The sequence below is a fragment of the Mesorhizobium sp. B2-8-9 genome (assembly GCF_006439475.1).
GTDB lineage: Bacteria > Pseudomonadota > Alphaproteobacteria > Rhizobiales > Rhizobiaceae > Mesorhizobium.
Window position 1 is genome coordinate 60,349 of record NZ_VFTQ01000029.1, and the last position, 23,734, is coordinate 84,082.

The window sequence follows — 23,734 nt, forward strand, 5'->3', positions numbered from 1 at the left end:
CGGTGACAACCGGGCGTTTCGCTGGCAAATTCGCAGCCGGGACGTGATTCAAGGCAACCAGGAGAAGGACATGGCATTTTTTGCCAAAAGAAGAATTTTCGCGGCCGCCGCGGCGGTGGTGGCGATGCTGGGGTTGGCGACAGGCGCCGAAGCCGCGGCCAGCTGCGGCAAGAACGGCGCCGGATTCGAGGCCTGGAAGCAGGACTTTGCCGCCGAGGCCAAGGCCAACGGCGTCGGCCAAAGGGGGCTTTCGGCGCTGGAGGGGGCGACCTACGCGACAAGGACGATTTCGGCCGATCGCGCCATCCACAAGGCTTTCAGCGGCTCGGTAGAGGCTTTCATGAAACGCCGCGGGGCGTCCGCGATCATCTCGAGAGGCCGCGCGCTGAAGAAGGCCAACGCGGCGATGTTCGCCGATATCCAGCGGACCTATGGCGTGCCGCCGGGCGTGCTGCTCGCCATCTGGGGCATGGAAACCGGCTTCGGCGCCTCGATGGGCAATCAGAACACGGTGTCGGCCATCCTGACGCTCGCCTATGACTGCCGCCGCCCGGACTATTTCACCCCGCACGCCATCGCGGCGCTGAAGCTCGTCGATCGCGGCGCGCTGAGCGCCTCCTCGGTTGGCGCCATGCATGGCGAGATCGGCCACACCCAGTTCCTGCCCGGAAACGTGCTGAAATATGGCGTCGGCAGCGGAAACCTGCGCGACCGCAATACGGCGCTGGCTTCCACCGCCAACTATCTCAAGGCGCATGGCTGGCATGCCGGCGCGAGCTACGAGGCCAATATGGGCGCGATCGCGGGCTGGAACTCGGCAAGCGTCTACCAGCAAGCCATCGCCCGCATCGCCGAAGCGATCGACGCGGACTGATCGAGGTCGTCATTCCACGGAAAAGCTCGGCCAAGCGCCGGGCTTTTTTGTTTGTGGAGATTGGCGAAAGCCGGGAAAATGGGGATCACTTCCCTCGGGGCGCCTTGGGGCCTCGCGGAGCGACGCGCGCAGACCCTAGAATCCATGCCATGGCATTGGCCGTAGAATGCTGCGGTCCAGAATAGGCGCCGATGGCTGCGCCAGCTAGGATCGCCAGATGACCGGCTATGTCTACATGACTGCTAGCCAGAAAGGGGGCACGATCTATATCGGTGTCACCAACGACCTTGCCCGCCGCATACCCGAGCACAAGAATGGCCAAGGTTCCAGCTTCGCCAGCCGTTGCGGTGTGCAGCGTCTCGTCTGGTACGAGGAATATTTCGACATCGCTGATGCCATTCAGCGTGAGACGTCACTGAAACGCTGGCCACGGCGATGGAAGATTGAACTGATCGAAAAGAGCAATCCGGAATGGTTCGAGCTGTTTCGCGGAATTGGTTGGTGAGCGTTCTGCACCGTGGCGGCGCTCAGGCGTCACGGCATGGATTCTAGGGTCTTCGCGCGTCGCTTCGCTCCTTGCTCCGCCCTAGAATGACGAAGGACAGGTCGGCTGGACAGCACCCCCTCTGCCCCACAGGACATCTCACCCGTAGGGGAGATCCGCAATTTCAGCGACGGTTCCTTGCTGCGAGCGTCCTGAGGCGCAGCCCGTTGAGCCGGATGAAGCCCTCGGCATCCTTCTGGTCGTAGGCGCCGCGGTCGTCCTCAAAGGTGACCAGCGCATCCGAGTAGAGCGTTTTCTTCGACTTGCGGCCGGTGACGATGACATTGCCCTTGTAGAGCTTCAGCCGCACCGTGCCTTCGACGTCTTCCTGGCTCTTGTCGATCATCGCCTGCAGCATCACGCGCTCGGGCGAGAACCAGAAGCCGTTATAGATGAGCTCGGCGTAGCGCGGCATGAACTCGTCCTTGAGGTGCGCGGCGCCGCGGTCGAGCGTGATCGATTCGATCGCGCGGTGGGCGGCGATCAGGATGGTGCCGCCGGGCGTCTCGTAGACGCCGCGCGACTTCATGCCGACGAAGCGGTTCTCGACCAGATCGAGCCGGCCGATGCCGTTGTCGCGGCCGAGGTCGTTGAGCGCCGCCAGCATGGTGGCCGGTGACAGTTTCTTGCCGTTGAGCGCGATAGGATCGCCCTTGAGGAACTCGATCTCGATCTCGGTGACGACATCGGGCGCATCCATCGGCGAGACGGTGCGCTGATGGACGAATTCCGGCGGCTCGCTCCACGGATCCTCCAGCACCTTGCCTTCGGAGGAGGAGTGCAGGAGGTTGGCGTCGACCGAGAAGGGCGCGTCGCCGCGCTTGTCCTTCGGCACCGGGATTTGATGCTGCTCGGCGAAGTTGAGAAGGTCGGTGCGCGACTTGAACGACCAGTCGCGCCACGGCGCGATGACCTTGATGTCGGGGTTCAGAGCATAGGCCGAAAGCTCGAAGCGGACCTGGTCGTTGCCCTTGCCGGTGGCGCCATGGGCAATGGCGTCGGCGCCGGTTTCCTTGGCGATCTCGACCAGATGCTTGGAGATCAGCGGCCGGGCGATCGAGGTGCCGAGCAGGTAGGTGCCTTCATAGACGGCGTTGGCGCGGAACATCGGGAAGACGAAGTCGGCGACGAATTCCTCGCGCACGTCGACGATGCGGATGTCCTTGATGCCCATCATCTCGGCCTTGCGGCGCGCCGGCTCGAGCTCACCACCCTGGCCGAGATCGGCGGTGAAGGTGACGACTTCGGCGCCGAGCTCGGTCTGCAGCCATTTCAGGATGATGGAGGTGTCGAGGCCGCCGGAATAGGCGAGCACGACTTTCTTGACGTTCTTGGTCTTGGACATTTTTGGCGGTTCCGCGGGAAAATAGCTTCGCGGGCGAGGTATCACGGCCTTTCCGGGCGGCGCAAGAGACGAAGGTGAGCAGGAGAACCCCATCGCCGCGGCTGGCGCGACTGGGGCAGCCGCGTTATAAACTCGCAAACCATCACGACACCTGGCCTTCCATGTCCTTCATTCCCGACACTTCGACGCTCATCCAGTTCGCCATCGCCACCGTCATCCTGGCGATCACGCCTGGGCCGGACATGACGCTGTTCGTCTCGCGCACGCTGAGCCAGGGCCGCGCCACCGGCTTTGCCTCCATGGCCGGCGCGCTCTGCGGCACGCTGATCCACACCACGCTGGTGGTCGTCGGCATCTCGGCGCTGATCGTCGCCTCGCCGATGGCCTTCTTCGTCTTGAAGATTTTTGGCGCCGGCTATCTGGTGTTCCTGGCTTTTCAAGCGGTGACGAAAGGCTCGGCCTTTTCGCCGGAGAAGAGGACGGGACCGCAGGTTTCGCTGTTCCGCAGCTGGGCGGCCGGGCTCGGGGTCAACCTGCTCAACCCCAAGATCATCCTGTTCTTCATGACTTTCCTGCCGCAATTCGTCTCCGCGCACGATCCGAACGCGTCCGGAAAGCTGTTCTTCCTCGGCATGATGTTCATCGTGCTGTCGATCCCGGTGACGGCGCCGATGGTGCTGGCGGCGGAGAAATTTTCGGCGGCGATGAAGGCAAGCCCGCGGGTGACGCGCGCGGTCGACTATCTGTTCGGCGGCGTGTTCTCGGCCTTCGCGCTCAAGATCCTGACCGCGCAGGCGAAGTAGGGCGTTAGCCATCGCGTAAAATTCGCCGGCGCTGTTGCATTGCTGCTCTTGCCCCCAGGATTCTGCCCACCTAGAAGATTCGCTAGGGCATATTGGGGGACTAATGAAGAGCTTACTCTTGGCATCCGTTGCCGTGATCGGGCTGGTCTGCGAGGCCAGTGCGCAGGAGGCGACCTATAACTGGTCGGGATCTTATGTCGGCGTGGAGGGCGGCTATGCCCACTCCTCCGTCGATTTCGATGCCGACACGACAAACTTCGACGGCAGCCATCAAAAGGATGGTTATCTCGGCGGCATCTATGCCGGGCACGATTGGCAGAGCGGGGACTTCGTTTACGGCGTCGCCGGCGATTTCGATTTCGTCGGCATGCACGACACAAAATTCGGCCACCTAGACCTTCTCGGCAAGGGCGAAGCCTATACTTACGACGTCGACTGGGTCGCGACGGCGAGGCTGAGAGCCGGTTACACGCCGACCGACCAACTCCTTGCCTATGTCACCGGCGGCGTGGCTGCCGGGCATTTTCAGGCAACTTCCTATGACCGTCCCATTTTTGCGCCAGTCGGGTCGACTGCGGATTTTTCAGGCGTGAAGGTGGGCGGCGTGATCGGCTTGGGCGCGGAGTATGCACTCGCGCCGAACTGGTCCTTGAAAGGGGAATACCTCCACTACGCATTCGACAAGATCGAACCTGGGCCGGGCGGCACGGCTGGCGCGAGCTTCCGACCGTCCCTCGATACAGTAAAATTCGGCGTAGCGTACCGTTTTTAGGGCAGCTTTTGGGTCGGGAGACCAGGGCCGGCGAAGGGTCGAACCATGCCGGCCGCCTCCAAGGCGCGAACGCGTTCGTCATATTCTTCCAATGTCAGCGCGTAGAGCATCTGGTCGAGGCGCTTGCCGGTCCGGCCATCTATGCGATGAGCCCGCAACGTGCCTTCCAGCCGCAATCCGAAACGTTCGCACACGGCGATAGCCGCGGCGTTACGCGCCAGCGGCTGAAAGGTCACCTTCTCGAGCTTTCGCTCGCGAAAGAAATGCCTGAGCAGAACGGCAGATGCCTCAAAGGCAACATTCCTACCCCGGTTCTCCGGATCGCCGATAATCAAGTGCAACGAGCCGAGCCGGTGCCGGAGATCGACCTCCATGACGGCCAGGCCGAGCGGCTGGCCGTCTGGCAGACCGAGGATCGTCATGAGATTACGCTTCAGATTATCGAAGCTGGCGACATAGGCCCGGAAGGCATCGAGGCCCATCGCTTTTTGCGGCGCGTTCAATCCTTCCATGACGGCGGGATCGGCTAGCCAAGCTGCGATCTCGGGTGTCACATCCGCCGGCCTGAGCGTGCGGATTCGGATCTTGTCGCTCCAGCGGTCGACAAAGACGGGTCTCAATCCCTGTGCTGCAAGGGGCGTGACGAGGGGCTTGGCGCCCGGTTGCGGCATCTTCGGCATGGTCCAGTGATGCGGGAGCATCGAACCGGGGTCAAGCCGGAGTTTGGCTCAGTTGATCCGGGTGCAGCCTACCGCTCCAGGTCGAGCAGCGCCTCGCGCCGCCAGCTTCCGGCCCAGCGGCCGGCGGAGAGCCAATAGAAGATGCCGCCGACCATGCCGGCGCCGATCACGGCCAGCCGGGCATTGGTTTCGGTGACATCGAAATTGGCGTCGCCCACATTATGCACGAAGCCGAGAAAGACGACGGCGATGATGGCGCCGCCCAGCGCGTAGAACAGCCAGTCGCGCCGGCCGAGCACTTCGGCGGTCAAAATGACGACCGCCGCCGGCATGAAGGCGAAATAGGCGACGAACAGCGCCACGAAAGGCACCGAGAAATAGAGCGAGGCGGTCGCCGTCGGCTCCGGATCGGCCGGGGTGTAGCCCAGATGCGCGAGGACCAGGATGTTGAGGAAGGCGCTCGCCGCCAGCGAGCCGACGACATAGCCGATCAGGATGACGGCGAAGCGAATGATGTAGGCGACGAGGCGCCTCACGCCTCGCCGTGTCCCGCGATCATCATGGCTTCGAGCGCCAGCCGGTCAACCTTGCGCATGCGCTCGGACTCCGACTTCAGCTGGCCGCAGGCGGCGAGGATATCGCGGCCGCGCGGGGTGCGGATCGGCGAGGCATAGCCGGCATTGTTTATATAGTCGGCAAACTTCTCGATCGTTTCCCAGTCCGAGCACTGGTAGTTGGTGCCCGGCCACGGGTTGAACGGGATCAAATTGATCTTGGCCGGAATGCCCTTCAAGAGCTTCACCAGCGCCTTGGCGTCGTCGAGGGAATCGTTGACGTCTTTCAGCATCACATATTCGAAGGTGATGCGCTTGGCGTTGGAGAGGCCGGGATAGGCCTTGCAGGCGGCGATCAGTTCCTTCAGCGGAAACTTCTTGTTGATAGGCACCAACAGGTCGCGCAGGTCGTCATTGGTGGCGTGCAGCGAAATCGCCAGCATCACGCCGATCTCCTCGCCGGTGCGGAAGATTTCCGGCACCACGCCGGAGGTCGAAAGCGTGATGCGTCTTTTTGACAAGGAAAGCCCGTCGCCGTCGGAGGCGATCAGCAGCGCCTTCTTCACCGCCTCGAAATTATAGAGCGGCTCGCCCATGCCCATCATGACGATGTTGGATACCTTGCGGCCCTCGGCCGGCACGATGGCGCCGTCCGGCGTGTCGCGGTCGGGGAAGTCGCCGAGGCGGTCGCGCGCGGTGAGCAGCTGGGCAAGGATCTCCTCGGCTGTGAGGTTGCGCACCAGCTTCTGCGTGCCGGTGTGGCAGAAGGAGCAGGTCAGGGTGCAGCCGACCTGGGAGGAGATGCAGAGCGTGCCGCGGCCTTCCTCGGGAATGTAGACGGTCTCGATCTCAACGGGCCGGCCAGCGCCGCGCGGCGGAAAGCGGAACAGCCATTTGCGCGTGCCGTCGGCAGAGATCTGCTCCTCGACGATCTCGGGCCGGGCGACGGTGAAATGCCTGTCGAGCTCGGCGCGCAGGTCCTTGGAGATGTTGAACATATGCGCGAAGTCGGAGACGCCGCGCACATACATCCAGTGCCAGAGCTGCTGGGCGCGCATCTTTGCTTGGCGCTCCGGCACGATGCCGGCGCCGACAAGCGCCTCGCCGAGCTCGGCACGGGTCAGGCCGATCAGCGACGGCTTCTCGGCCGGTGCTGCGCGGCGCAAGGCATCACGTGCGCCCTCGGCGGTAAGATCAAGCGAAACGGTCATGGTGGCGCCAATATAAGCGATTTGCGGCCGATTTCAGCACCGGCCGCACAGGAAGCGCGGCGCATAGCACAGCCCGGCGCCGGAGTCATGCGCCCCGCTTTCCTTCTCCCCTTGTGGGAGAAGGTGGCCGAGCGAAGCTCGGTCGGATGAGGGGTGCTCCAGCGGAGTGAGGCGTTGGTGTTCACTGGAACACCCCTCATCCGTCTTGGCGCTGCGCGCCGATCCACCTTCTCCCACAGGGGGAGAAGGCCGCGACTGGCGATGGCCCTTGAAAACAGATCACATCTTCGTGTTGGCGTAACCAATCGAAACGCATCCGCGAACCTGAAAGGGGCGACCATGCCCCTCAACGATGGGAGTTGTTCAAATGCACTCGATCAAGTTCGCACTCATTGCCGGCCTCGCCGGTCTTTGCGCCTCGCAGGCCCTTGCCGAGGACACGATGGGCGCCATGACGATGATGAAGGGCGGACAGGTCACCGCGATCATGCCGGACGGCCACATGGGCACCATGATGCCGGACGCCAAGATGAGCGCCGAGATGATGAAGATGGCCAAGCCGATCAAGCATTGCATGATGATGATCACCGACGCCAAGGGCAAAGCCTACATGGTCGACACGTCGACCAAGAAGGCCCAGGCCGAATGTGAAAAAATGGCGATGTGACCTCGCCGATCCTGCGTGCCGACCTCCCCGCCGGCCGGTGCGCCGGCGGGTTATCCGCCAACCGGCAACGTCCCCTTGAGCATCGCTCCTCGACCTGACTGACATAGCGTCGGGCTCGCCCTCGCGGGTTGATCGACCCGGCGAGTGTGCTAGGGCGAGTAACCATCACGAGGACGGTCATGGCCGGCATATCCCGAAAATACCGCATGCTGCGGCGTTCCCACGCCATGTGGATGTCGCGGCGCGTATGGCAGCCGCGTCTCGTCTTCTGGGCCGGCGCCATCTCGATTGGCCTGATCAGCGTCCTGTTCGCCCTGCTCGCCGACCGCGCGCAGGCCCTGTTCCATCTCATGACGGGCAATGACGGCGGCTGGCGCTTCTATCTGCCGCTCGTCGTGACGCCGCTCGGTTTCGTCCTTTGCGCCTGGCTCGCGCATTCCTTCTTTCCGGGGTCGCAAGGCAGCGGCATCCCGCAGGCGATCGCGGCGCGGCATCTGCGCGACGAGGAAGACCGCAGCCGGATCCTGTCGCTGAGGCTGGTGGTGGGCAAGATCGCGCTGACCATCGTCGGCCTCGCCTGCGGCGCCTCGATCGGGCGCGAGGGCCCGACAGTACAGGTCGGCGCTTCGCTGATGCTGCAGGCGGCGCGCTGGGGCGGCATGGCGCAGGCGCGCGGCCTGATCCTGGCAGGTTCCGCCGCCGGCATCGCCGCCGCCTTCAACACGCCGCTTGCCGGCATCGTCTTCGCCATCGAGGAAATGGGCCGGGCCTACGAGGCGCGCACCAACGGGCTGGTGCTGACGGCGGTGATCCTGGCCGGCCTCGCCTCGCTCGGGCTGCTCGGCAACTACACCTATTTCGGCGTCGCCAGGGACACGGTCGCCTTCGCCACGGACTGGCCGCTGGTGCTCGCCTGCGGCGTCATCGGCGGCGGTGTCGGCGCGCTGTTCTCGCTCTCGGCGCTGAAAGTCATGCGCCGCATCCGGCGCTGGAACGCGCTGCAGCCGCTGCCGCGCACGCTGGTCGTGGCGGCTGTCTGCGGCCTGGCCGTCGCCGCGATCGGCATCGCCTCCGGAGGATCGACCTTCGGCACCGGTTATGTGCAGGCGCGCGGCGCGATCGAAGGCACGCCGCTGCCGGCCTTCTTCTTCGTCGAGAAATTCGCAGCCGGCCTCTTGTCGATGGTGTCGGGCATTCCCGGCGGCCTCTTCGCGCCGTCGCTGGCGGTGGGCGCGGGGCTGGGCAGCACGCTCGGCCTGGTCTTCGGCACGGCCACCGGCACGGCGGCGCTGCTGGGCATGGCCGGCTATTTCGCCGGCGTCGTGCAGGCGCCGATGACGGCCTTCGTCATCATTCTCGAGATGACCGGCAACCACGACAATGTGATCGCGCTGATGTGCGCGTCGATGCTGGGCTACGGCACGGCGAGGCTGATCTCCAACGAACCTCTCTACCACGCGCTGTCGCGCGTCTTCATCGCCGAGGCGATCCGGCGGCGCAGGGCGCAGCCAGAGCCGGCGCAGGGCTGAGCGCCAGCCCAAGCAAAAGGCCGGGCATGATGTCCGGCCTTGCGTCAGGTTCGAATGCGGTTCCCGCCTATTTGCACTTGGCGATCGAGGCCAGCGCGGCCGAGATGCCTTTCAGCGAGAAGACGTAGGAGGTGGGATTGCCGCGGCCGGACTTAGCCTGCACCTTCATGTCGGAGCCGGTCTTCATGGCGGCGATCAGCACCGGCTCTTCCGCCGCGTTCTCGACCCAGGCCGACTTGCCGCGGGTGAACATCGAGAAGGACTTTTTGTCGATGGTGACAGTGGCCTTGGAACCTTCCTGGAAATTGTAGCCGGCGATGAACTGCGGCTCGTAGGAGACCTGCTGTCCGGGACGCTGGCTGACGAAGAAGAACATGTCGCCATGGTCGAGCGACGGTGGCTGCTTGTCGGTGGGCACGGTCAGCACATAGCAGACCTTGCCGGCGGCCGACTGATAGCTGTAGGTGCCCCAGGCATTGTGCTGGCCGATCTTGGTCGCCTGCTGCGCCAACGCCGGCGCCGCCGAGGCCGCCAGGACCAGGCTGGAAACTATAGCAATCAATCCGCGCATTGTTCTTCCCGTATTCCAAATGGTGCGGAGGCGGGCCGCGTGGCGTCCTGCCGTCGCTTCATTTTGATTTAATCAGGGTTACCAAACGGTGAATTGTCCTTGAAGAAAAGGAACCCACCCCAGGAAACCGCCACCATCCGCGCCGCCACTGTGGATTGATGCCGGCGCGACGTCCCGGCGCGGAGTTGGATGCCACGAAAACGGCAAGAGTTTGTCTTTTCGTCCGCGCCGATTTGCGGGCCTGAAGCGAGCCGGGATCAGCTGTTGTCCGCCAGCGCGGCTTTGGCGGCCTGCCTGTGGGCAGGCGTGATATGCGCGCTGACGGCGGAGATCGCCGCGGTCAGCACGGCAAGGTCGTCGGTGAAGCCGAGGCCGAAGATGAAGTCGGGAACGAAATCCACCGGCAGGACGAAATAGCCGAGCGCGGCGAGCAGGATACCCTTGGCGCGCAGCGGCGTGTCCTTGTCCATGGCGCAATAATAGGCGGCGACAACCTCGTCCATGAACGGAATCTGCCGCGCCGCCTTCTTGGCGGTGCGCCAGAATTTTTCGCGCACCTCGCCCTCGCCGGCAAGCTTGTCGCCGAAGCCGAAGAAATCGAAACCGGTACCTTGCGCCATCAATCGCTCCTTGGCCGCGTGCATCGTTGCGGGCGGCTCGCCGCGGCAAAATGTGGTGAAAGCGGGAGGCGGCTACAAGAGTTTAGGAGGCGCGCCGACCTGAAAATCGAACTCGCAACAATAACCAGCGTGGCAATCGCCTCAGTGTGGTGGTTGGCCAAGGCATCCCTCCGATCGTCATCCACGGGCGGAGCAAAGAGCGAAGCGACGCGCGCAGACCCGAGGATCCATTCCGTGACATACGAGCGCTGCTCACGGTGCAGAATGCTGCCCCGCTGCAATTCTCGGCAAAGGTCACGGAATGGATTCCAGGGTCTGCGCGCGTCGCTTCGCTCCTTGCTCCGCCCTGGAATGACGAAGCCAGGCTGCTACGGTGCAGAATCCTGCTTCGCTGCATTCCTCGGCCAAGATCACGGAATGGCCAGGATCACGGAATGGATCTCGGGTCTGCGCGCCGCTTCGCGTCGCTACGCCCGTGGATGACGAGGTTGAGAGGCTTTGGCCAATCGCGAACGTTCGCCACGATCTGCACCGCCGCGACGCTCGTAGGTCACGGAATGGATTCCAGGGTCTGCGCGCGTCGCTTCGCTCCTTGCTCCGCCCTGGAATGACGAAGTCCGCTCGCTCTCAGCCGAAATATACGTTCATCCGCTTGGCGAGCTCGATATCGAGCGCCGTGACGCCGCCTGCGTCATGCGTGTTCAGCGTCACGTCGACGGTCTTGTAGACATTCGACCAGTCCGGGTGATGGTCCATCTTTTCGGCCGCCAGCGCCACGCGCGTCATGAAGGCGAAGGCCTCGGAGAAATTCTTGAAGACGAAGCTGCGCTTGATGGAGGCGCCGTCGGCGGCGAGCGACCAGCCGTCAAGTTCCGCAAGCGAGGCGACGATCGCTTCCTTGTTGAGTTTTTCCCTGTTCATGTCCGGTCCCTGTGCTATTCGCAGATGATCCAACCATAGCGCCGGATCGATGAGCGCAAAGCCCATAAAATCCATTCTGTTCGTCTGCCTTGGCAACATCTGCCGCTCGCCGCTGGCCGAGGGCGTGTTCCGCGCCGTCCTGACCGAGCAAGGCAAAGACCAGGGTCTGGTGATCGATTCGGCCGGGACGGGCGGCTGGCATGCCGGCCAGGAGCCGGACCGGCGCTCGATCGCGGTGGCGGCAAGGCACGGCGTCGACATTTCAGGGCAGCGGGCGCGCAAGGTGCTGCAGGAGGATTTTTCGCGTTTCGACCTGATCCTCGGCATGGACAATGCAAATGTGCGCGACCTCAAGGCGCTGGCGCCGCAGGCCGCGCACGACCGCATCCATCTTTATCTGGATTTTGCTACGGGAAAGACCGTGGACGTTCCCGATCCCTATTACGACGGCGCCGAGGCCTTCGCCTCGGTCTACCGCATGATCCGCGAGGCGTCGGATGCGCTGGCGAAGCGGCTTGGGGCCAGCGCTTCGCCGACCAGCGGCCAGGCTTCCTCGACGATGTAGGGGCCGCCGCCGACCGAATCGCGCGACGACATCAGGACGAAGCGGCCGACGCGGAAGGGCAATGCCGCGAAATTGCCGCGCGCCGAAAGATATTGCGCGACATCGAGCGGGCTCCCATTGCGCAGGCGCGCCAGCGTCACATGCGGCGAAAACTTGCGTGGGTCGGCCGGCAGACCGAGCCGCTGGCAGATGCGGTCGATCTCGCCCTGCAGCGCCGTCAGGTCGGGTGAGGCCGACACGCCGGCCCACACCGCATGCGGCTTCTTGCCGCCGAAGGCGCCGACGCCGGTGAGCGTGAGCTGGAAAGAGGGGCGGTCAACGCGGTCGAGGGCGTTGGCGATCTCGTCGGCAACATGGCCCTCGACATCGCCGATGAAGCGCAGCGTCAGGTGGTAGTTTTCGACGTCGATCCAGCGCGCTCCGGGCAGCCCGCCCCGGAGCAGGGACAAAGAGAGAGCAGCATCACGCGGAATTTCGAGGGCGGTGAAAAGACGTGGCATGTGAAGCCTCCTGTCCTCGAATCGAAACTCTCGTTCCTAGCGAATCATCGATATTGGCGCGGGGCAAGCGGTTTGTTGTCCACAAAGTTTCCCCAGCGGAAAGCGTGGCATTACGGACTCATGATGGCCCTCCATTGTCGGCGATCGCCTTCTCGACCACGGGCAGGATGCGCTCGACCATGACGTCGACACCCCGGGGATTGGGATGCAGGCCGTCTTCGAGCTGGCGGTCGGGATGGCCGGCGACGCCGTCGAGAAAGAACGGATAGAGCGGAACGCGGTATTTTTCGGCAAGCCGCGGATAGATGGCATCGAAGGCCTTCTGGTAATCGGCGCCGAGATTGGGCGCGGCGCGCATGCCGGCCAGAAGCACCGGAATGTTGCGTTGCTTCAGCTTGCCGAGCATGGCGTCGAGGTTCTTCTCGGCGATCTTGGGCGAAAGGCCGCGCAGCATGTCGTTGGCGCCAAGCTCGAGGATCACCAGCCTTGTGCCGTCCGGCACCGACCAGTCGAGCCGCGCCAGCCCGCCGCTCGATGTGTCGCCCGACACGCCGGCATTGGCGACGGCGACATCGAGGCCCTTCGCCTTCAGAGCCGCTTGCAGCCTGTCGGTGAAACCCTGGCCCGGTCCAAGGCTGTAGCCAGCCATCAGGCTGTCGCCGAAGCCGACTATGGTGAAGGTTGCGGCGCGCGCCGGCGAGATGGCGGCGCAAAGGCCGAGGAAAAGGAGGAGAGCTGCGGCAAAACGGTGTTTGAAAGCCATGCGGCGAGCCCCATATGACCGGAACAATCCAAGGGAGGAGACAGCGGCCGTCTCCTTTTTTCACATATAGGGCGCTTTCATTGTGACAGAAGCCGTCATTGCGCTGAGGGACATATCGCTGACGCTCGGCGAGGGCGCGTCCTCCGTCCATGTGCTGAAAGATGTGAGCCTCGACGTGGCGGCCGGCGAAGCCACCGGCATTGTCGGTCCGTCGGGCTCCGGCAAGTCCACGCTGCTGATGGTCCTTGCCGGGCTGGAAAGAGTCGATTCGGGCACCGTCCGGATCGCCGGCGAGCTGATCAATAACAAAAGCGAGGATCAGATTGCTTCGTTTCGGGGGCGAAACATCGGCATCGTGTTCCAATCCTTCCATCTCATCCCCAACATGACGGCGCTGGAAAATGTCGCCGTGCCGCTGGAGCTCGCCGGCCATACCGATCCGTTCGGGGTGGCTGCGCGGGAGCTCGCGGCGGTCGGCCTGAGCGACCGCGTGACGCATTATCCGGGAGAGCTTTCCGGCGGCGAGCAGCAGCGCGTGGCGATCGCGCGGGCGCTGGCGCCGTCGCCGCGCATCCTCATCGCCGACGAGCCGACCGGCAACCTCGACCAGGTGACGGGAAAGCAGATCGCCGATCTCCTGTTCGCCAAGGCGGCGGAGCGCGGCATGACGCTGGTGCTGGTGACGCATGATCCGGCGCTGGCCGGGCGTTGTGCGCGCCAGGTCTCGATGCGTTCGGGGCGGATCGAGGATGCGCCTTTGCTCAAAGTGACGGCATAGAGGCATGGCGGCCGCCCGGCTTCGAACCCTGAAGCTTGCCATCCGCTTCTCGCTGCGCGAGATGCGCGGCGGCCTGTCCGGCTTCATGATCTTCCTAGCCTGCATCGCGCTGGGCGTCGCGGCAATTGGCGGCGTCAATTCGGTGGCGCAGGCGATCTCGGCCGGTGTCGCCAATCAGGGACAGACGCTGCTTGGCGGCGATTTGCGCTTCCAGGTCAACCAGCGCAGCGCTTCCGATGCGGAGCTCGGCTTCATCAAGGGCCTCGGCACTGTCTCGCTCAATTCCGGCATGCGCTCGATGGCGCGGCTGGAGGACGGCTCGGACCAGGCGCTGATCGAGGCAAAGGCCGTCGACGACGCCTATCCGCTCTACGGTGCGCTGGAAACCGATCCGGCGCTGCCGAAGGAGCAATTGTTCGGCGAACGGTCCGGCGTGTTCGGCGCCGCCGCGCCCGACCTTTTGTTCGACCGGCTCAATCTTCACATCGGCGACAGGTTGAAACTCGGCAGCGCCACTTTCGAGTTGCGGGCGAGGCTGGTCAGCGAGCCGGATGCGGTGTCGGACGGTTTCGGTTTCGCGCCGCGGCTGATGATTTCGCGCCAGGGCCTTGCCGCATCCGGCCTGGTGCAGCCCGGCAGCCTTGTCGAGAACGCCTATAAGGTGCGCCTGCCCGACGGCACGTCCGAGGCGCGGATCAAGGACATCCAGGCTCAAGCCGCGAAGGATTTCCCGCAGGCCGGCTGGTCGATCCGCACGCGCAGCAACGCCGCCCCCGCGCTCTCCGCCAATATCGAACGCTTCTCGCAATTCCTGACGCTGGTCGGGCTGACGGCGCTGGTGGTCGGCGGCGTCGGCGTGGCCAACGCCGTGCGCGCCTATCTCGACGGCAAGCGCGGCGTCATCGCCATCTTCAAGAGCCTCGGCGCCTCGGGCGGCTTCGTCTTCACCGTCTATCTGGTGCAGATCCTGTTGATTGCAGGCCTCGGCATCGTGCTCGGGCTTATCGTCGGCGCCGCGATGCCGTTCGTGGCGAGCGCGCTTCTGCAGTCGGTCATCCCCGTGCCGGCGCAAGGCGGCTTCTATCCCGGCGCGCTTGCTCTTGCCGCGCTGTTCGGCCTGCTGGTGACGCTGGCCTTCGCGCTTTTGCCGCTCGGCCGCGCCCGCGACGTGCCGGCAACCGCGCTGTTCCGCGAAATGGGCTTTGAAAGCCGGGGCCTGCCGCGCCTGCCCTATACGGGCGCGGCGCTCGCGATCGTGCTGGCGCTGGCGGCGTTGGCGATCCTTTCGGCCAACGACTACCGCATCGCCTCGATCTTCGTCGGCGCCACGGTCTTTGCCTTCCTGGTGCTGCGGCTGGTGGCGGCGCTGGTGCAGTGGGCCGCAAAAAGGAGCCCGCGTGTGCGCTCCGTTCCGCTGCGGCTGGCGCTCGGCAACATCCACCGTCCGGGCGCGCTGACGCCCTCGGTGGTGCTGTCTCTCGGCCTCGGGCTGACGCTGCTGGTGGCGCTTGCGCTGATCGATGGGAATCTCAGGCGGCAGATCTCCGGCAGCCTGCCGGAGCGGGCGCCGAACTTCTTCTTCGTCGACATCCAGAGCAGCGATGTCGATGCCTTCGCCGGCCTTGTCGGCAAGGAGTCGCCGCGGGGAACGCTGGTCAAGGTGCCGATGCTGCGCGGCCGCATCATGGCGCTCAACGGCGTCGACGTCGACAAGCTGAAGATCCCGGCCGACGGCGCCTGGGTGCTGCGCGGCGACCGCGGCCTGACCTATGACGCCAAGCAGCCGGAAAACGCAACGCTGACCGAAGGCGCATGGTGGCCGCAGGACTATTCCGGCGAGCCGCTGGTGTCGTTCTCGGCCGAGGAGGGCAAGGCGATCGGGCTGAAGCTCGGCGACACCGTCACCGTCAATGTGCTTGGACGCAACGTCACCGCGAGGATCGCCAATTTCCGCCAGGTCGAGTGGGAGACGATGGGCATCAACTTCGTCATGGTGTTTTCGCCCAACACCTTTGCCGGGGCGCCGCATGGCTGGCTGGCGACACTGACCGACAAGCAAGCCACCGCGGCCGACGATGCAAGGCTGCTCAACGCCGTCACCCGCGCCTTTCCGGCTGTGACGACGGTGCGCGTCAAGGATGCGCTCGACATCGTCAACCGGCTGGTCGCGCAATTGGGTGCGGCGATCCGCGCCGCCGCCGGCGTGGCGCTGATCGCCTCAGTGCTGGTGCTCTCCGGCGCTTTGGCCGCCGGCAACCGGGCGCGCATCCACGACGCTGTGGTGTTGAAGACGCTCGGCGCGACGCGACGAACGCTGATTACCGCCTTCTCGCTGGAATATGTGCTGATCGGCCTTGCGACCGCGCTGTTCGCGCTTGCCGCCGGCGGCATCGCCGCCTGGTTCGTGGTCGCGCATATCATGACGCTGCCGTCGCATTTCATGCCACAGGTCGCGGTGGCGACGATCCTGGTTTCGCTGGCGGTCACCGTCGGCATCGGCCTTGCCGGGACCTGGCGGGTGCTCGGCCACAAGGCGGCGCCGGTGCTGCGCAGCCTCTGACGGGGGGCCGAGAGCCGCCCGCCCGCTTAAACCTTTGTAAGCCCGGTTAAATTTTTGTAAGAAAGACGCCCGGAAGACCCGAAAACCGGCCTTTTGCCTTCTCACGAAGCGTTGCGCCTCGTTACCGTCTTGTTCTTGACGTCGAGAACGCTCATATTTTGCGCAGGCATGCTGGAGCCCCGCCAGCGGCGCCTGGTCTCGAATGACCTGTCACCGGACGGGGCAGAAGCAACAGAGGATTTCCAATGGCTGATCCCATTCGCAACTACCAGACGTCCGCCGCCCCCGGCGTGCGCGTCGATATCGATCAAGGCCTGCGCGCCTATATGATCAAAGTCTACAACCTCATGGGGCTTGGCCTTCTGATCACCGGCCTTGCCGCCTGGGGCGCCTTCCAGCTCGCCATCACCGGCGACGGCCAGCTGACCGGTTTCGGCCAGCTCATCTATGCAAGCGCGTTCCGCTGGGTCGTCATCCTGGCGCCGCTCGCCGCCGTGATGTTCCTGTCGTTCCGCATCCAGTCGATGAGCGTGGCGGCGGCGCAGACCACGTTCTGGGTCTATGCCGGCCTTGTCGGCCTGTCGCTGTCGACGATCTTCCTCGTCTACACCGGCACCAGCATCACCCAGACCTTCTTCGCCACGGCCGCGGCCTTCGGCGGTCTGTCGCTCTACGGCTACACGACCCGCCGCGACCTGTCGGCGTTCGGCTCGTTCCTGATCATGGGCGTGATCGGCCTGCTGATCGCGATGCTGATCAACATCTTCCTGCAGTCGTCGGCGCTCGCCTTCGCCATCTCGGCGATCGGCGTGCTGGTCTTCGCCGGCCTGACCGCCTACGACACGCAGAAGATCAAGGAGATGTATTTCGAAGGCGACGTCGCCGACGTCGCGGGCCGCAAGGCGATCATGGGCGCGCTGCGCCTCTATCTCGACTTCATCAACCTGTTCGTGTTCCTGCTGCAGTTCATGGGCGACCGCCGCTAAGGCAGTTGCCCGGCCTCAGTGGACCATAGATTTTGCGAAGGGCGGCCCAACGGCCGCCCTTCCTTTTAATGCAGTCATCTGCTGTTATCGAGGCAGGAAAGATGGCTGCACAAATTATGGGCAATACTGCGATCAGGGCCGCTACGGCGGCCGACCTCGACCGAATCACCGAAATCTATGCCGATGCGGTCGCGCACGGCACGGCAAGCTACGAGCTGGAGCCGCCGAGCCGCGTGGAGATGGGCAACCGATTCGACAACCTGGCGGCGGGCGGCTTTCCTTATCTCGTGGCGGACAAGGACGGCATCGTGCTCGGCTATGCCTATGCCGGGCCGTTCCGGCCGCGCCCCGCCTACCGATTCGTCATCGAGGATTCGGTCTATGTCGCGCCGGAGGCCAAGGGGCAGGGCGTGGGCTTGCTGCTAATGCGGGCGCTGATCGAGGCAGCGCGCGCGGCGGGCTTCCGCCAGATCATTGCGGTGATCGGCGACGGCCACGCAGACAGCGCCTCGGTGCGGCTGCACGAGAAGCTCGGCTTCCGCCATTCCGGGCGCCTGGAAGGATCCGGCTACAAGCACGGACGCTGGCTGGACACGGTGTTCATGCAGCTTGCGCTGAATGGCGGCGCGGAATTGCCGCCGGATCCGGATTCGCTGCCCGAGCGAAGGTTTCGGATTCAAAAGGAATTGAAGAACTGAAGAATTGAGGAACTGAAGAAAAACGACTGCCGTACCGGCCGCCAAGCGCCCTTTTTCCTCAATTCTTGAATTCTTCAGTTCATCAATTCCCCTTTCCCTTCACGCCTCGACGAGCTTCAGCTTGGCATCGAAGACACCAAGCACGCGACCGAGCTCCTGGCCGCGCTTGAGGATGCGCCCACCGGCGGCGATGACGGCGAAAGCGCCTTGCCGGCGCGCCAGCCTGGGGTCCTTGACGATCTGGAACAGCGGCACTTCGCTGGCCCGGCGGAAGACGGAAAAGACAGCGCGATCAGTGAGATGGTCGATCGCGTAGTCGCGCCATTCATTGGCCGCAACCATACGTCCGTAAAGCCTCAGGATCTGGTCGAGCTCGCGCCGGTCGAATCGCACCGGCTGGTCGAGGCGTGCGTTGCGCGCCTCGTGCAACGGGATCAATATTCCGGATGCTTCCCCATCCTCCGTCCCGCCGCTGTGATCGGTCATGCCTCGATCCTTCGATTGAATCATGCGCCGGCCAAGGTTCGCGCTTTCATAAGGGAATTGCAAGGGCACGATGGAAATGCGGGGCCGGCCGAACACGCGCGGGTCGCGCGGTTTCCCAAACGTCCAGTCACGTTTGCGAAACACATGTTGGAATTGGTGATGCTCCGCCACATTCTCGCCACAAATAATCCGCGCTCATGCCCCAATGTCCGACGAATTTACGGTCGTTGCCTGAGACGGTTCGGTCCGGCACCGGCTCGTAAACCCCAAGCCCCCCGCCCACGGGTCAGCGTCGGATCGAACCAACCTCGGTTTTTCCTTGGAAAAATCAGGTGCGACGATCCCAAAACCTGAATGACCGGCGTCAGAAGCAAGCTGACGCCGGTTTTTTATTTCCCAGCTCTCCTTCTCCCCTTGTCGGAGAAGGTGGCCGCGAAGCGGCCGGATGAGGGGTGCTGGAAAGGAATGCGGCACTGATGATATGGCACGGTGCCGCGCCGGTCGCGAACGTCGTCGCCAAGCTGGAACACCCCTCATCCGTCTCGGCGCTATGCGCCGATCCACCTTCTCCCACAAGGGGAGAAGGGGAAGCTAAAGCCGGTCCGGCTTGCGGATGAAGGCGGCGCCGAGGATCGGCCCCGGCATGCCGTCCTTGCCGACCGACTGCAGCAGCACCGCGCAGCCGCCCTTCTTGGCGATCTCGGTCATCGGCAGTTCGTAACGCTGCGCCTTGCCGTGCCACATGCCGGCGGTCTGGATGTCGGAAACGGCGTTCCAGTAGGTCAGGCTGCGGCCGCTGTTCTCGCCCTGGCCGATCTTCACCGTCTGCGGCGGATCGAAATAGACGATCACAACATGGGCGTCGCTCGGGCCATTGCCGGCGTCGCCCGCGTCGATCATGACGCGGTCGCTGGTGCGGCTCACCTTGATGCCGACCCGCATACCCTCGCCGGTCCGGTCCATCCGGGCCAAGGCGCCGTCGACATCCTTGCGGCTGGCGCCGTTGACGTGGCTGCGGCCGTTGATGACGGCTTGCGGCGTGTAGACCGAGCGGCTGCCGAAGGCGCGCATATAGTCATATTGGCGCTCGGTGTTTTCCTTAGTGCTCAGCGTGTCCTGCCAGCCGAGATAGTCCCAGTAATTGACGTGGTAGGCGAGCGCGATGATGTCGTCCTTGCCGGCGAGCTCAGCAAAGAACTCGTCGGCCGGCGGACAGGAACTGCAGCCCTGGCTGGTGAACAATTCGATCACGCCCAAGGGCTTGTCGGTCTGAGGCTTGCCGGCCACGGCCTTGGCGGGCTCGGCTGCAAGGGCCGCGCCGCCCAACGCGGTGAGGGCCAGCGCCAGTGCCGCGAGCCGCAATCGTCCTTGAATTGCCATGACTTTCCAATTCCCGCCGGTGACGCCGGCCTTGTTCTGATTGCCAAAATATGTGGCAGAAGCGCCAGTCAACGGGAAGTCACGTTGCGGTGAAATTTTTGATGTTGCAGCAGCAGGTAGGGCGCAATAGGCGGGGTGATTGCATTTCACGGCGCGGTTCGATTCGGGAGCAGCGTCCTCGCCATGTGGCAAACTCTCCTGACCCCAGTCGATCTCTATTGCGAACGGACGGGGCCTGGACTTTGGGCGGAGCCGGCCAATGCTTCGACCAAACTGGCTTTCATTGCCGCGGGACTGCTGGCGGCGACGGCGAGGTTGGGAAGGCGAAGGCAGTAGGCAGTAGGCAGTAGGCAGTAGGCAGTAGGCAGTAGGTGTCCTGTTTCCCTACTGCCTACTGCCTAAGCCCTACTCCCTTGCTGCTGTTAAGCAGCGAGATCCCGCAGCACGTACTGCAAGATGCCGCCATTCTTGAAGTAGTCGAGCTCGTCCAGCGTATCGATGCGGCAGACGATCGGCACGTTCTTCACCGTGCCGTCGCCGAAGGTCACCTTGGCGACCATCTTCTGGCGCGGCTTGATCGTGTCCAGGCCGTCGATCTCGACCAGCTCGTCGCCCTTCAAATTGAGCGAGGCCCATGAGGTGCCGTCCTCGAAGACAAAGGGGATGACGCCCATGCCGACCAGATTGGAGCGGTGGATGCGCTCGAAGGACTGGGCGATGACGGCGCGGACACCAAGGAGATTCGTTCCCTTGGCCGCCCAGTCGCGCGAGGAGCCGTTGCCGTATTCGACGCCGGCGAAGATCACCAGCGGCACGCCTTCCTGCTTGTATTTCATGGCGGCGTCGTAGATCGACATCTCCTCCTTCGAAGGATAGTGGATCGTGTAGCCGCCTTCGCGGCCGTTCTCGCCCAGCATGTGGTTGCGGATGCGGATGTTGGCGAAGGTGCCGCGCATCATCACCTCATGATTGCCGCGCCGCGTGCCGTACTGGTTGAAGTCGGCGACGCCGACGCCATGCTCGGTGAGATACTTGCCGGCCGGCGAAGCGGCCTTGATCGAACCGGCCGGCGAGATGTGGTCGGTGGTGATCTTGTCGCCGAAGAGACCGAGCACGCGCGCGCCCTTGATGTCGCCGATCTTGCCGAAGGCGCGGCCCATGCCGGCGAAATAGGGCGGGTTCTGCACGTAGGTCGAATGGTCGTCCCAGGCGTAAGTCTGGCCTTCCGGCACCTTGACCTTCTGCCAATAGGCGTCGCCCTTGAAGACGTCGGCATATTTGCGGGCGAACAGCTCGCGGGTGACGTTCTTCTCGATGAACTCCTGGATCTCGGTCGAGGTCGGCCAGATGTCCTTGAGATAGACCGGCTTGCCGTCGCTGCCTTCGCCGAGCGGCTCGGTCGTCAGATCCCTGGTCACCGTGCCGGCCAGCGCATGTGCCACGACCAGCGGCGGCGAGGCGAGGTAGTTCGCCTGCACGTCCGGCGAGACGCGGCCTTCGAAGTTGCGGTTGCCGGACAAGACCGCGGCGGCGATCAGGCCCTTGTCGTTGATGGTCTTCGAGATCGGCGCCGGCAGCGGGCCGGAATTGCCGATGCAGGTGGTGCAGCCGAAGCCGACCAGATTGAAGCCGATCTGGTCGAGCTCCTTCTGCAGGCCGGACTTTTCGAGATATTCGGCCACCACCTGGCTGCCGGGAGCGAGCGAGGTTTTCACCCACGGCTTCTGCTTCAGGCCGCGCCGGTTGGCGTTGCGGGCCAAGAGGCCGGCGCCGATCAGCACGCTCGGGTTAGAGGTGTTGGTGCAGGATGTGATGGCGGCAATGACGACGTCGCCATGGCCGAGATCGTGATCGGTGCCCTCGACGGCGTAGCGCTTCGAGATCTCGGCGGCCTTCTTGTATTCGGTCTCCATCGCCTTGGCGAAGCCGGCGGGGATGTCCTGCAGGGCGACGCGGCCCTCGGGGCGCTTCGGGCCGGCCATCGACGGCACCACGTCGCCGAGGTCGAGCTCGAGCAGATCGGTGAACACCGGGTCGGCCGAGCCGGCGTCACGCCACATGCCTTGCGCTTTCGAATAGGCTTCGACCAGCGCAATGCGGTTCTCCTCGCGGCCGGACATGGTCAGATAGCGGATGGTTTCCGAATCGACCGGGAAGAAGCCGCAGGTGGCGCCATATTCCGGCGCCATGTTGCCGATGGTGGCGCGGTCGGCCAGCGTCATGTTGGAGAGGCCGGGGCCGAAGAACTCGACGAACTTGCCGACGACGCCCTTCTTGCGCAGCATCTGGGTGACGGTGAGCACCAGGTCGGTGGCGGTGACGCCTTCCTTGAGCCTGCCGGTGAGGCGGAAGCCGATGACCTCGGGCAAAAGCATGGAGACAGGCTGGCCGAGCATCGCGGCCTCGGCCTCGATGCCGCCGACACCCCAGCCCAACACGCCGAGGCCGTTGATCATGGTGGTGTGCGAATCGGTGCCGACGCAGGTGTCGGGATAGGCGACGGTTTCGCCGTCCTCCGAATTGGTCCACACCACTTGTCCGAGATATTCGAGGTTGACCTGGTGGCAGATGCCGGTGCCGGGCGGCACGACGCGGAAGTTGCGGAAGGCCTGCTGGCCCCATTTGAGGAACTTGTAGCGCTCTTCGTTGCGCTCATATTCCAGCTCGACATTCCGGGCGAAGGCCATCGGCGTGCCGAACTCGTCGACGATGACGGAGTGGTCGATGACGAGATCGACCGGCACCAGCGGATTGATCTTTTCCGGGTCGCCGCCGAGCGCCTTGATGCCGTCGCGCATGGCGGCGAGGTCGACGACCGCCGGAACGCCGGTGAAATCCTGCATCAGCACGCGGGCCGGGCGATAGGCGATCTCGACGCCGGCGGTGCCCTTGTCGGTCAGCCAGGCGGCGACCGCCTGGATCGATTCCCTGGTGACCGAGCGGCCATCCTCGTTGCGCAGCAGGTTCTCCAGCAGCACCTTCATCGAATAGGGCAGCCGGGCGATGCCGGTGAGGCCGTTCTTCTCGGCCTCAACGAGGTCGAAATAAACATAGTCCGCCCCACCTGCGGTCAGGGTGCGGCGGCAATTGAAACTGTCGAGGGATTTCGTCACGGCGATCCGTCCTTGTCTGTTCAGCCTGAAAGGGAACGGACGCCGTTGGCATGCAATCACGCGCAAAGGTGCGGGTACGGCCATTTCCGCTGTCCGCTCCCAAGCAACCCGAGCCGTTCAAGGCGGCGCGTGCGCTGGTTCGGCGCTAATTCTGATCCCGCGCCGACCGCTGGCACGGATGAACCGCATATAGAGAATTTCCCGGAATAGTTCTAGACAGTCGAAAGACGAATTTGCGTGAGGCGGCGAGCGCCGCGAAACGGTGCTTTCGGGACGGGCAAGAATGCGGCTGATCGCCGAAAATCTGGGCGGCGAGCGCGGCGGCGAGACGGTTTTCTCCAACATCAGCTTCGCGCTGGAAAAGGGCGAGGCGCTCATCGTCACCGGGCCGAACGGCGCGGGCAAATCGACGCTGCTGAGAATCGTCGCCGGGCTGCTGCCGGCCGCCGGAGGCAAGGTGCTTGTCGAGGGCGGCGGCGAGGCTTTCCCGACGGTCGCCTCGGCCTCGCACTATCTCGGCCACCTCAACGCGATGAAGACGGCGCTCAGCGTCGAGGAGAATCTCGGCTTCTGGCGCGCCTTCCAGGGCGAACCGGGGCTGGACGTCGAAGAGGCGCTGGAGACGGTGGCGCTCGGCGGTCTCGGGCATCTGCCCTTCGGCTATCTGTCGACCGGGCAGCGACGACGCGCGTCGATCGCCAAGCTTTTGGTGAGCCGTCGGCCGGTCTGGCTGCTCGACGAGCCCACGGCGGGGTTGGACAAGGCCTCGGAGGAGCGGTTCGCGGGGCTGAGGCGGGGGCATCTCGACGATGGG

24 protein-coding genes are annotated in these 23,734 nt (G+C 64.2%); 12 read left to right on the plus strand and 12 right to left on the minus strand.

Annotation, left to right across the window (positions count from 1 at the left end):
• Nucleotides 1–70 precede the first annotated feature (70 nt).
• Together FJ423_RS26850 and FJ423_RS26855 are read left to right on the plus strand one after the other, a co-directional pair.
• Nucleotides 71–874 carry a lytic murein transglycosylase gene (locus tag FJ423_RS26850; protein WP_140845977.1) on the plus strand — a complete coding sequence of 268 codons (804 nt, stop codon included), beginning with the start codon at nucleotides 71–73 and terminating at the stop codon, nucleotides 872–874.
• 217 nt (nucleotides 875–1,091) lie between these two features.
• Entirely contained in the window at nucleotides 1,092–1,379 is a 288-nt protein-coding gene (locus FJ423_RS26855) for a GIY-YIG nuclease family protein (protein WP_140845978.1), read from the plus strand.
• Nucleotides 1,380–1,542: 163 nt separating this feature from the next.
• Here the strand turns inward: FJ423_RS26855 and FJ423_RS26860 are convergent, their stop codons facing one another.
• Nucleotides 1,543–2,763 carry an argininosuccinate synthase gene (locus FJ423_RS26860; RefSeq protein ID WP_140845979.1) on the minus strand — a complete coding sequence of 407 codons (1,221 nt, stop codon included), beginning with the start codon at nucleotides 2,761–2,763 and terminating at the stop codon, nucleotides 1,543–1,545.
• A gap of 161 nt (nucleotides 2,764–2,924) precedes the next feature.
• Between FJ423_RS26860 and FJ423_RS26865 the strand changes: the two genes are divergently transcribed.
• Nucleotides 2,925–3,566 carry a LysE family translocator gene (locus tag FJ423_RS26865; protein ID WP_140845997.1) on the plus strand — a complete coding sequence of 214 codons (642 nt, stop codon included), beginning with the start codon at nucleotides 2,925–2,927 and terminating at the stop codon, nucleotides 3,564–3,566.
• 103 nt (nucleotides 3,567–3,669) lie between these two features.
• Nucleotides 3,670–4,338 (plus strand): outer membrane protein, encoded by a 669-nt coding sequence (locus FJ423_RS26870; RefSeq protein ID WP_095770005.1) that lies wholly within the window; start codon nucleotides 3,670–3,672, stop codon nucleotides 4,336–4,338.
• Here FJ423_RS26870 and FJ423_RS26875 read toward each other — a convergent pair.
• From FJ423_RS26875 to rlmN, 3 genes are read right to left on the minus strand one after another with little or no spacing between them, the layout of a single operon-like run.
• Nucleotides 4,335–5,039 carry a GNAT family protein gene (locus FJ423_RS26875; RefSeq protein ID WP_140845980.1) on the minus strand — a complete coding sequence of 235 codons (705 nt, stop codon included), beginning with the start codon at nucleotides 5,037–5,039 and terminating at the stop codon, nucleotides 4,335–4,337. The two genes, FJ423_RS26870 and FJ423_RS26875, sit on opposite strands and share 4 nt — an antisense overlap.
• A gap of 47 nt (nucleotides 5,040–5,086) precedes the next feature.
• Nucleotides 5,087–5,554 (minus strand): hypothetical protein, encoded by a 468-nt coding sequence (locus tag FJ423_RS26880; protein WP_140845981.1) that lies wholly within the window; start codon nucleotides 5,552–5,554, stop codon nucleotides 5,087–5,089.
• A complete protein-coding gene (rlmN, locus tag FJ423_RS26885; protein WP_140845982.1) occupies nucleotides 5,551–6,783 on the minus strand; it encodes a 23S rRNA (adenine(2503)-C(2))-methyltransferase RlmN in 1,233 nt (410 codons plus the stop codon). The genes FJ423_RS26880 and rlmN overlap by 4 nt, the downstream gene beginning before the upstream one ends.
• Before the next feature lie 367 nt (nucleotides 6,784–7,150).
• Between rlmN and FJ423_RS26890 the strand changes: the two genes are divergently transcribed.
• Both FJ423_RS26890 and FJ423_RS26895 read left to right on the plus strand, forming a co-directional pair.
• Nucleotides 7,151–7,450 carry a hypothetical protein gene (locus tag FJ423_RS26890; RefSeq protein WP_140546497.1) on the plus strand — a complete coding sequence of 100 codons (300 nt, stop codon included), beginning with the start codon at nucleotides 7,151–7,153 and terminating at the stop codon, nucleotides 7,448–7,450.
• Between the two features lie 179 nt (nucleotides 7,451–7,629).
• A complete protein-coding gene (locus FJ423_RS26895; RefSeq protein ID WP_140845983.1) occupies nucleotides 7,630–8,979 on the plus strand; it encodes a chloride channel protein in 1,350 nt (449 codons plus the stop codon).
• A gap of 67 nt (nucleotides 8,980–9,046) precedes the next feature.
• Here the strand turns inward: FJ423_RS26895 and FJ423_RS26900 are convergent, their stop codons facing one another.
• The 3 genes from FJ423_RS26900 to FJ423_RS26910 all read right to left on the minus strand — a co-directional run bounded on the left by FJ423_RS26900 (nucleotide 9,047) and on the right by FJ423_RS26910 (nucleotide 11,091).
• On the minus strand, nucleotides 9,047–9,550 hold the full coding sequence (locus tag FJ423_RS26900; protein ID WP_095769999.1) for an invasion associated locus B family protein: 504 nt from the start codon (nucleotides 9,548–9,550) through the stop codon (nucleotides 9,047–9,049).
• Between the two features lie 257 nt (nucleotides 9,551–9,807).
• On the minus strand, nucleotides 9,808–10,170 hold the full coding sequence (locus FJ423_RS26905) for a YkvA family protein (protein WP_140845984.1): 363 nt from the start codon (nucleotides 10,168–10,170) through the stop codon (nucleotides 9,808–9,810).
• 627 nt (nucleotides 10,171–10,797) lie between these two features.
• Entirely contained in the window at nucleotides 10,798–11,091 is a 294-nt protein-coding gene (locus FJ423_RS26910; RefSeq protein WP_140845985.1) for a 4a-hydroxytetrahydrobiopterin dehydratase, read from the minus strand.
• A 49-nt stretch (nucleotides 11,092–11,140) separates the two neighbouring features.
• Here FJ423_RS26910 and FJ423_RS26915 point away from each other — a divergent pair, with 49 nt between their 5' ends.
• The gene (locus FJ423_RS26915) at nucleotides 11,141–11,656 is read left to right on the plus strand and encodes a low molecular weight protein-tyrosine-phosphatase (protein ID WP_140845986.1); all 516 of its coding nucleotides are present in this window, start codon (nucleotides 11,141–11,143) and stop codon (nucleotides 11,654–11,656) included.
• Here the strand turns inward: FJ423_RS26915 and thpR are convergent.
• Both thpR and FJ423_RS26925 read right to left on the minus strand, forming a co-directional pair.
• On the minus strand, nucleotides 11,563–12,156 hold the full coding sequence (gene thpR, locus FJ423_RS26920; RefSeq protein WP_140845987.1) for an RNA 2',3'-cyclic phosphodiesterase: 594 nt from the start codon (nucleotides 12,154–12,156) through the stop codon (nucleotides 11,563–11,565). The genes FJ423_RS26915 and thpR overlap by 94 nt on opposite strands.
• A 118-nt stretch (nucleotides 12,157–12,274) precedes the next feature.
• Nucleotides 12,275–12,919 carry an arylesterase gene (locus FJ423_RS26925; protein ID WP_140845988.1) on the minus strand — a complete coding sequence of 215 codons (645 nt, stop codon included), beginning with the start codon at nucleotides 12,917–12,919 and terminating at the stop codon, nucleotides 12,275–12,277.
• A gap of 82 nt (nucleotides 12,920–13,001) precedes the next feature.
• Here FJ423_RS26925 and FJ423_RS26930 point away from each other — a divergent pair, with 82 nt between their 5' ends.
• The 4 genes from FJ423_RS26930 (at nucleotide 13,002) to FJ423_RS26945 (ending at nucleotide 17,941) form a co-directional block, all read left to right on the plus strand.
• Entirely contained in the window at nucleotides 13,002–13,697 is a 696-nt protein-coding gene (locus FJ423_RS26930) for an ABC transporter ATP-binding protein (RefSeq protein WP_095769995.1), read from the plus strand.
• Nucleotides 13,698–13,701: 4 nt separating this feature from the next.
• A complete protein-coding gene (locus FJ423_RS26935; RefSeq protein ID WP_140845989.1) occupies nucleotides 13,702–16,257 on the plus strand; it encodes an ABC transporter permease in 2,556 nt (851 codons plus the stop codon).
• A gap of 245 nt (nucleotides 16,258–16,502) precedes the next feature.
• Nucleotides 16,503–17,243 (plus strand): Bax inhibitor-1/YccA family protein, encoded by a 741-nt coding sequence (locus FJ423_RS26940; RefSeq protein ID WP_140845990.1) that lies wholly within the window; start codon nucleotides 16,503–16,505, stop codon nucleotides 17,241–17,243.
• 116 nt (nucleotides 17,244–17,359) lie between these two features.
• The gene (locus tag FJ423_RS26945) at nucleotides 17,360–17,941 is read left to right on the plus strand and encodes a GNAT family N-acetyltransferase (protein WP_140845998.1); all 582 of its coding nucleotides are present in this window, start codon (nucleotides 17,360–17,362) and stop codon (nucleotides 17,939–17,941) included.
• Between the two features lie 99 nt (nucleotides 17,942–18,040).
• Here the strand turns inward: FJ423_RS26945 and FJ423_RS26950 are convergent, their stop codons facing one another.
• The 3 genes from FJ423_RS26950 to acnA all read right to left on the minus strand — a co-directional run bounded on the left by FJ423_RS26950 (nucleotide 18,041) and on the right by acnA (nucleotide 22,920).
• Nucleotides 18,041–18,427, minus strand: a complete 387-nt coding sequence (locus FJ423_RS26950; protein WP_140845991.1) for a DUF2794 domain-containing protein — start codon at nucleotides 18,425–18,427, stop codon at nucleotides 18,041–18,043.
• A gap of 591 nt (nucleotides 18,428–19,018) precedes the next feature.
• A complete protein-coding gene (locus tag FJ423_RS26955) occupies nucleotides 19,019–19,807 on the minus strand; it encodes a thioredoxin family protein (RefSeq protein ID WP_140845992.1) in 789 nt (262 codons plus the stop codon).
• A 422-nt stretch (nucleotides 19,808–20,229) separates the two neighbouring features.
• Entirely contained in the window at nucleotides 20,230–22,920 is a 2,691-nt protein-coding gene (acnA, locus tag FJ423_RS26960) for an aconitate hydratase AcnA (protein ID WP_140845993.1), read from the minus strand.
• A gap of 283 nt (nucleotides 22,921–23,203) precedes the next feature.
• Here acnA and ccmA point away from each other — a divergent pair.
• A partial coding sequence (gene ccmA, locus FJ423_RS26965) for a heme ABC exporter ATP-binding protein CcmA (protein WP_140845994.1) occupies nucleotides 23,204–23,734 on the plus strand: 531 nt, incomplete at its 3' end.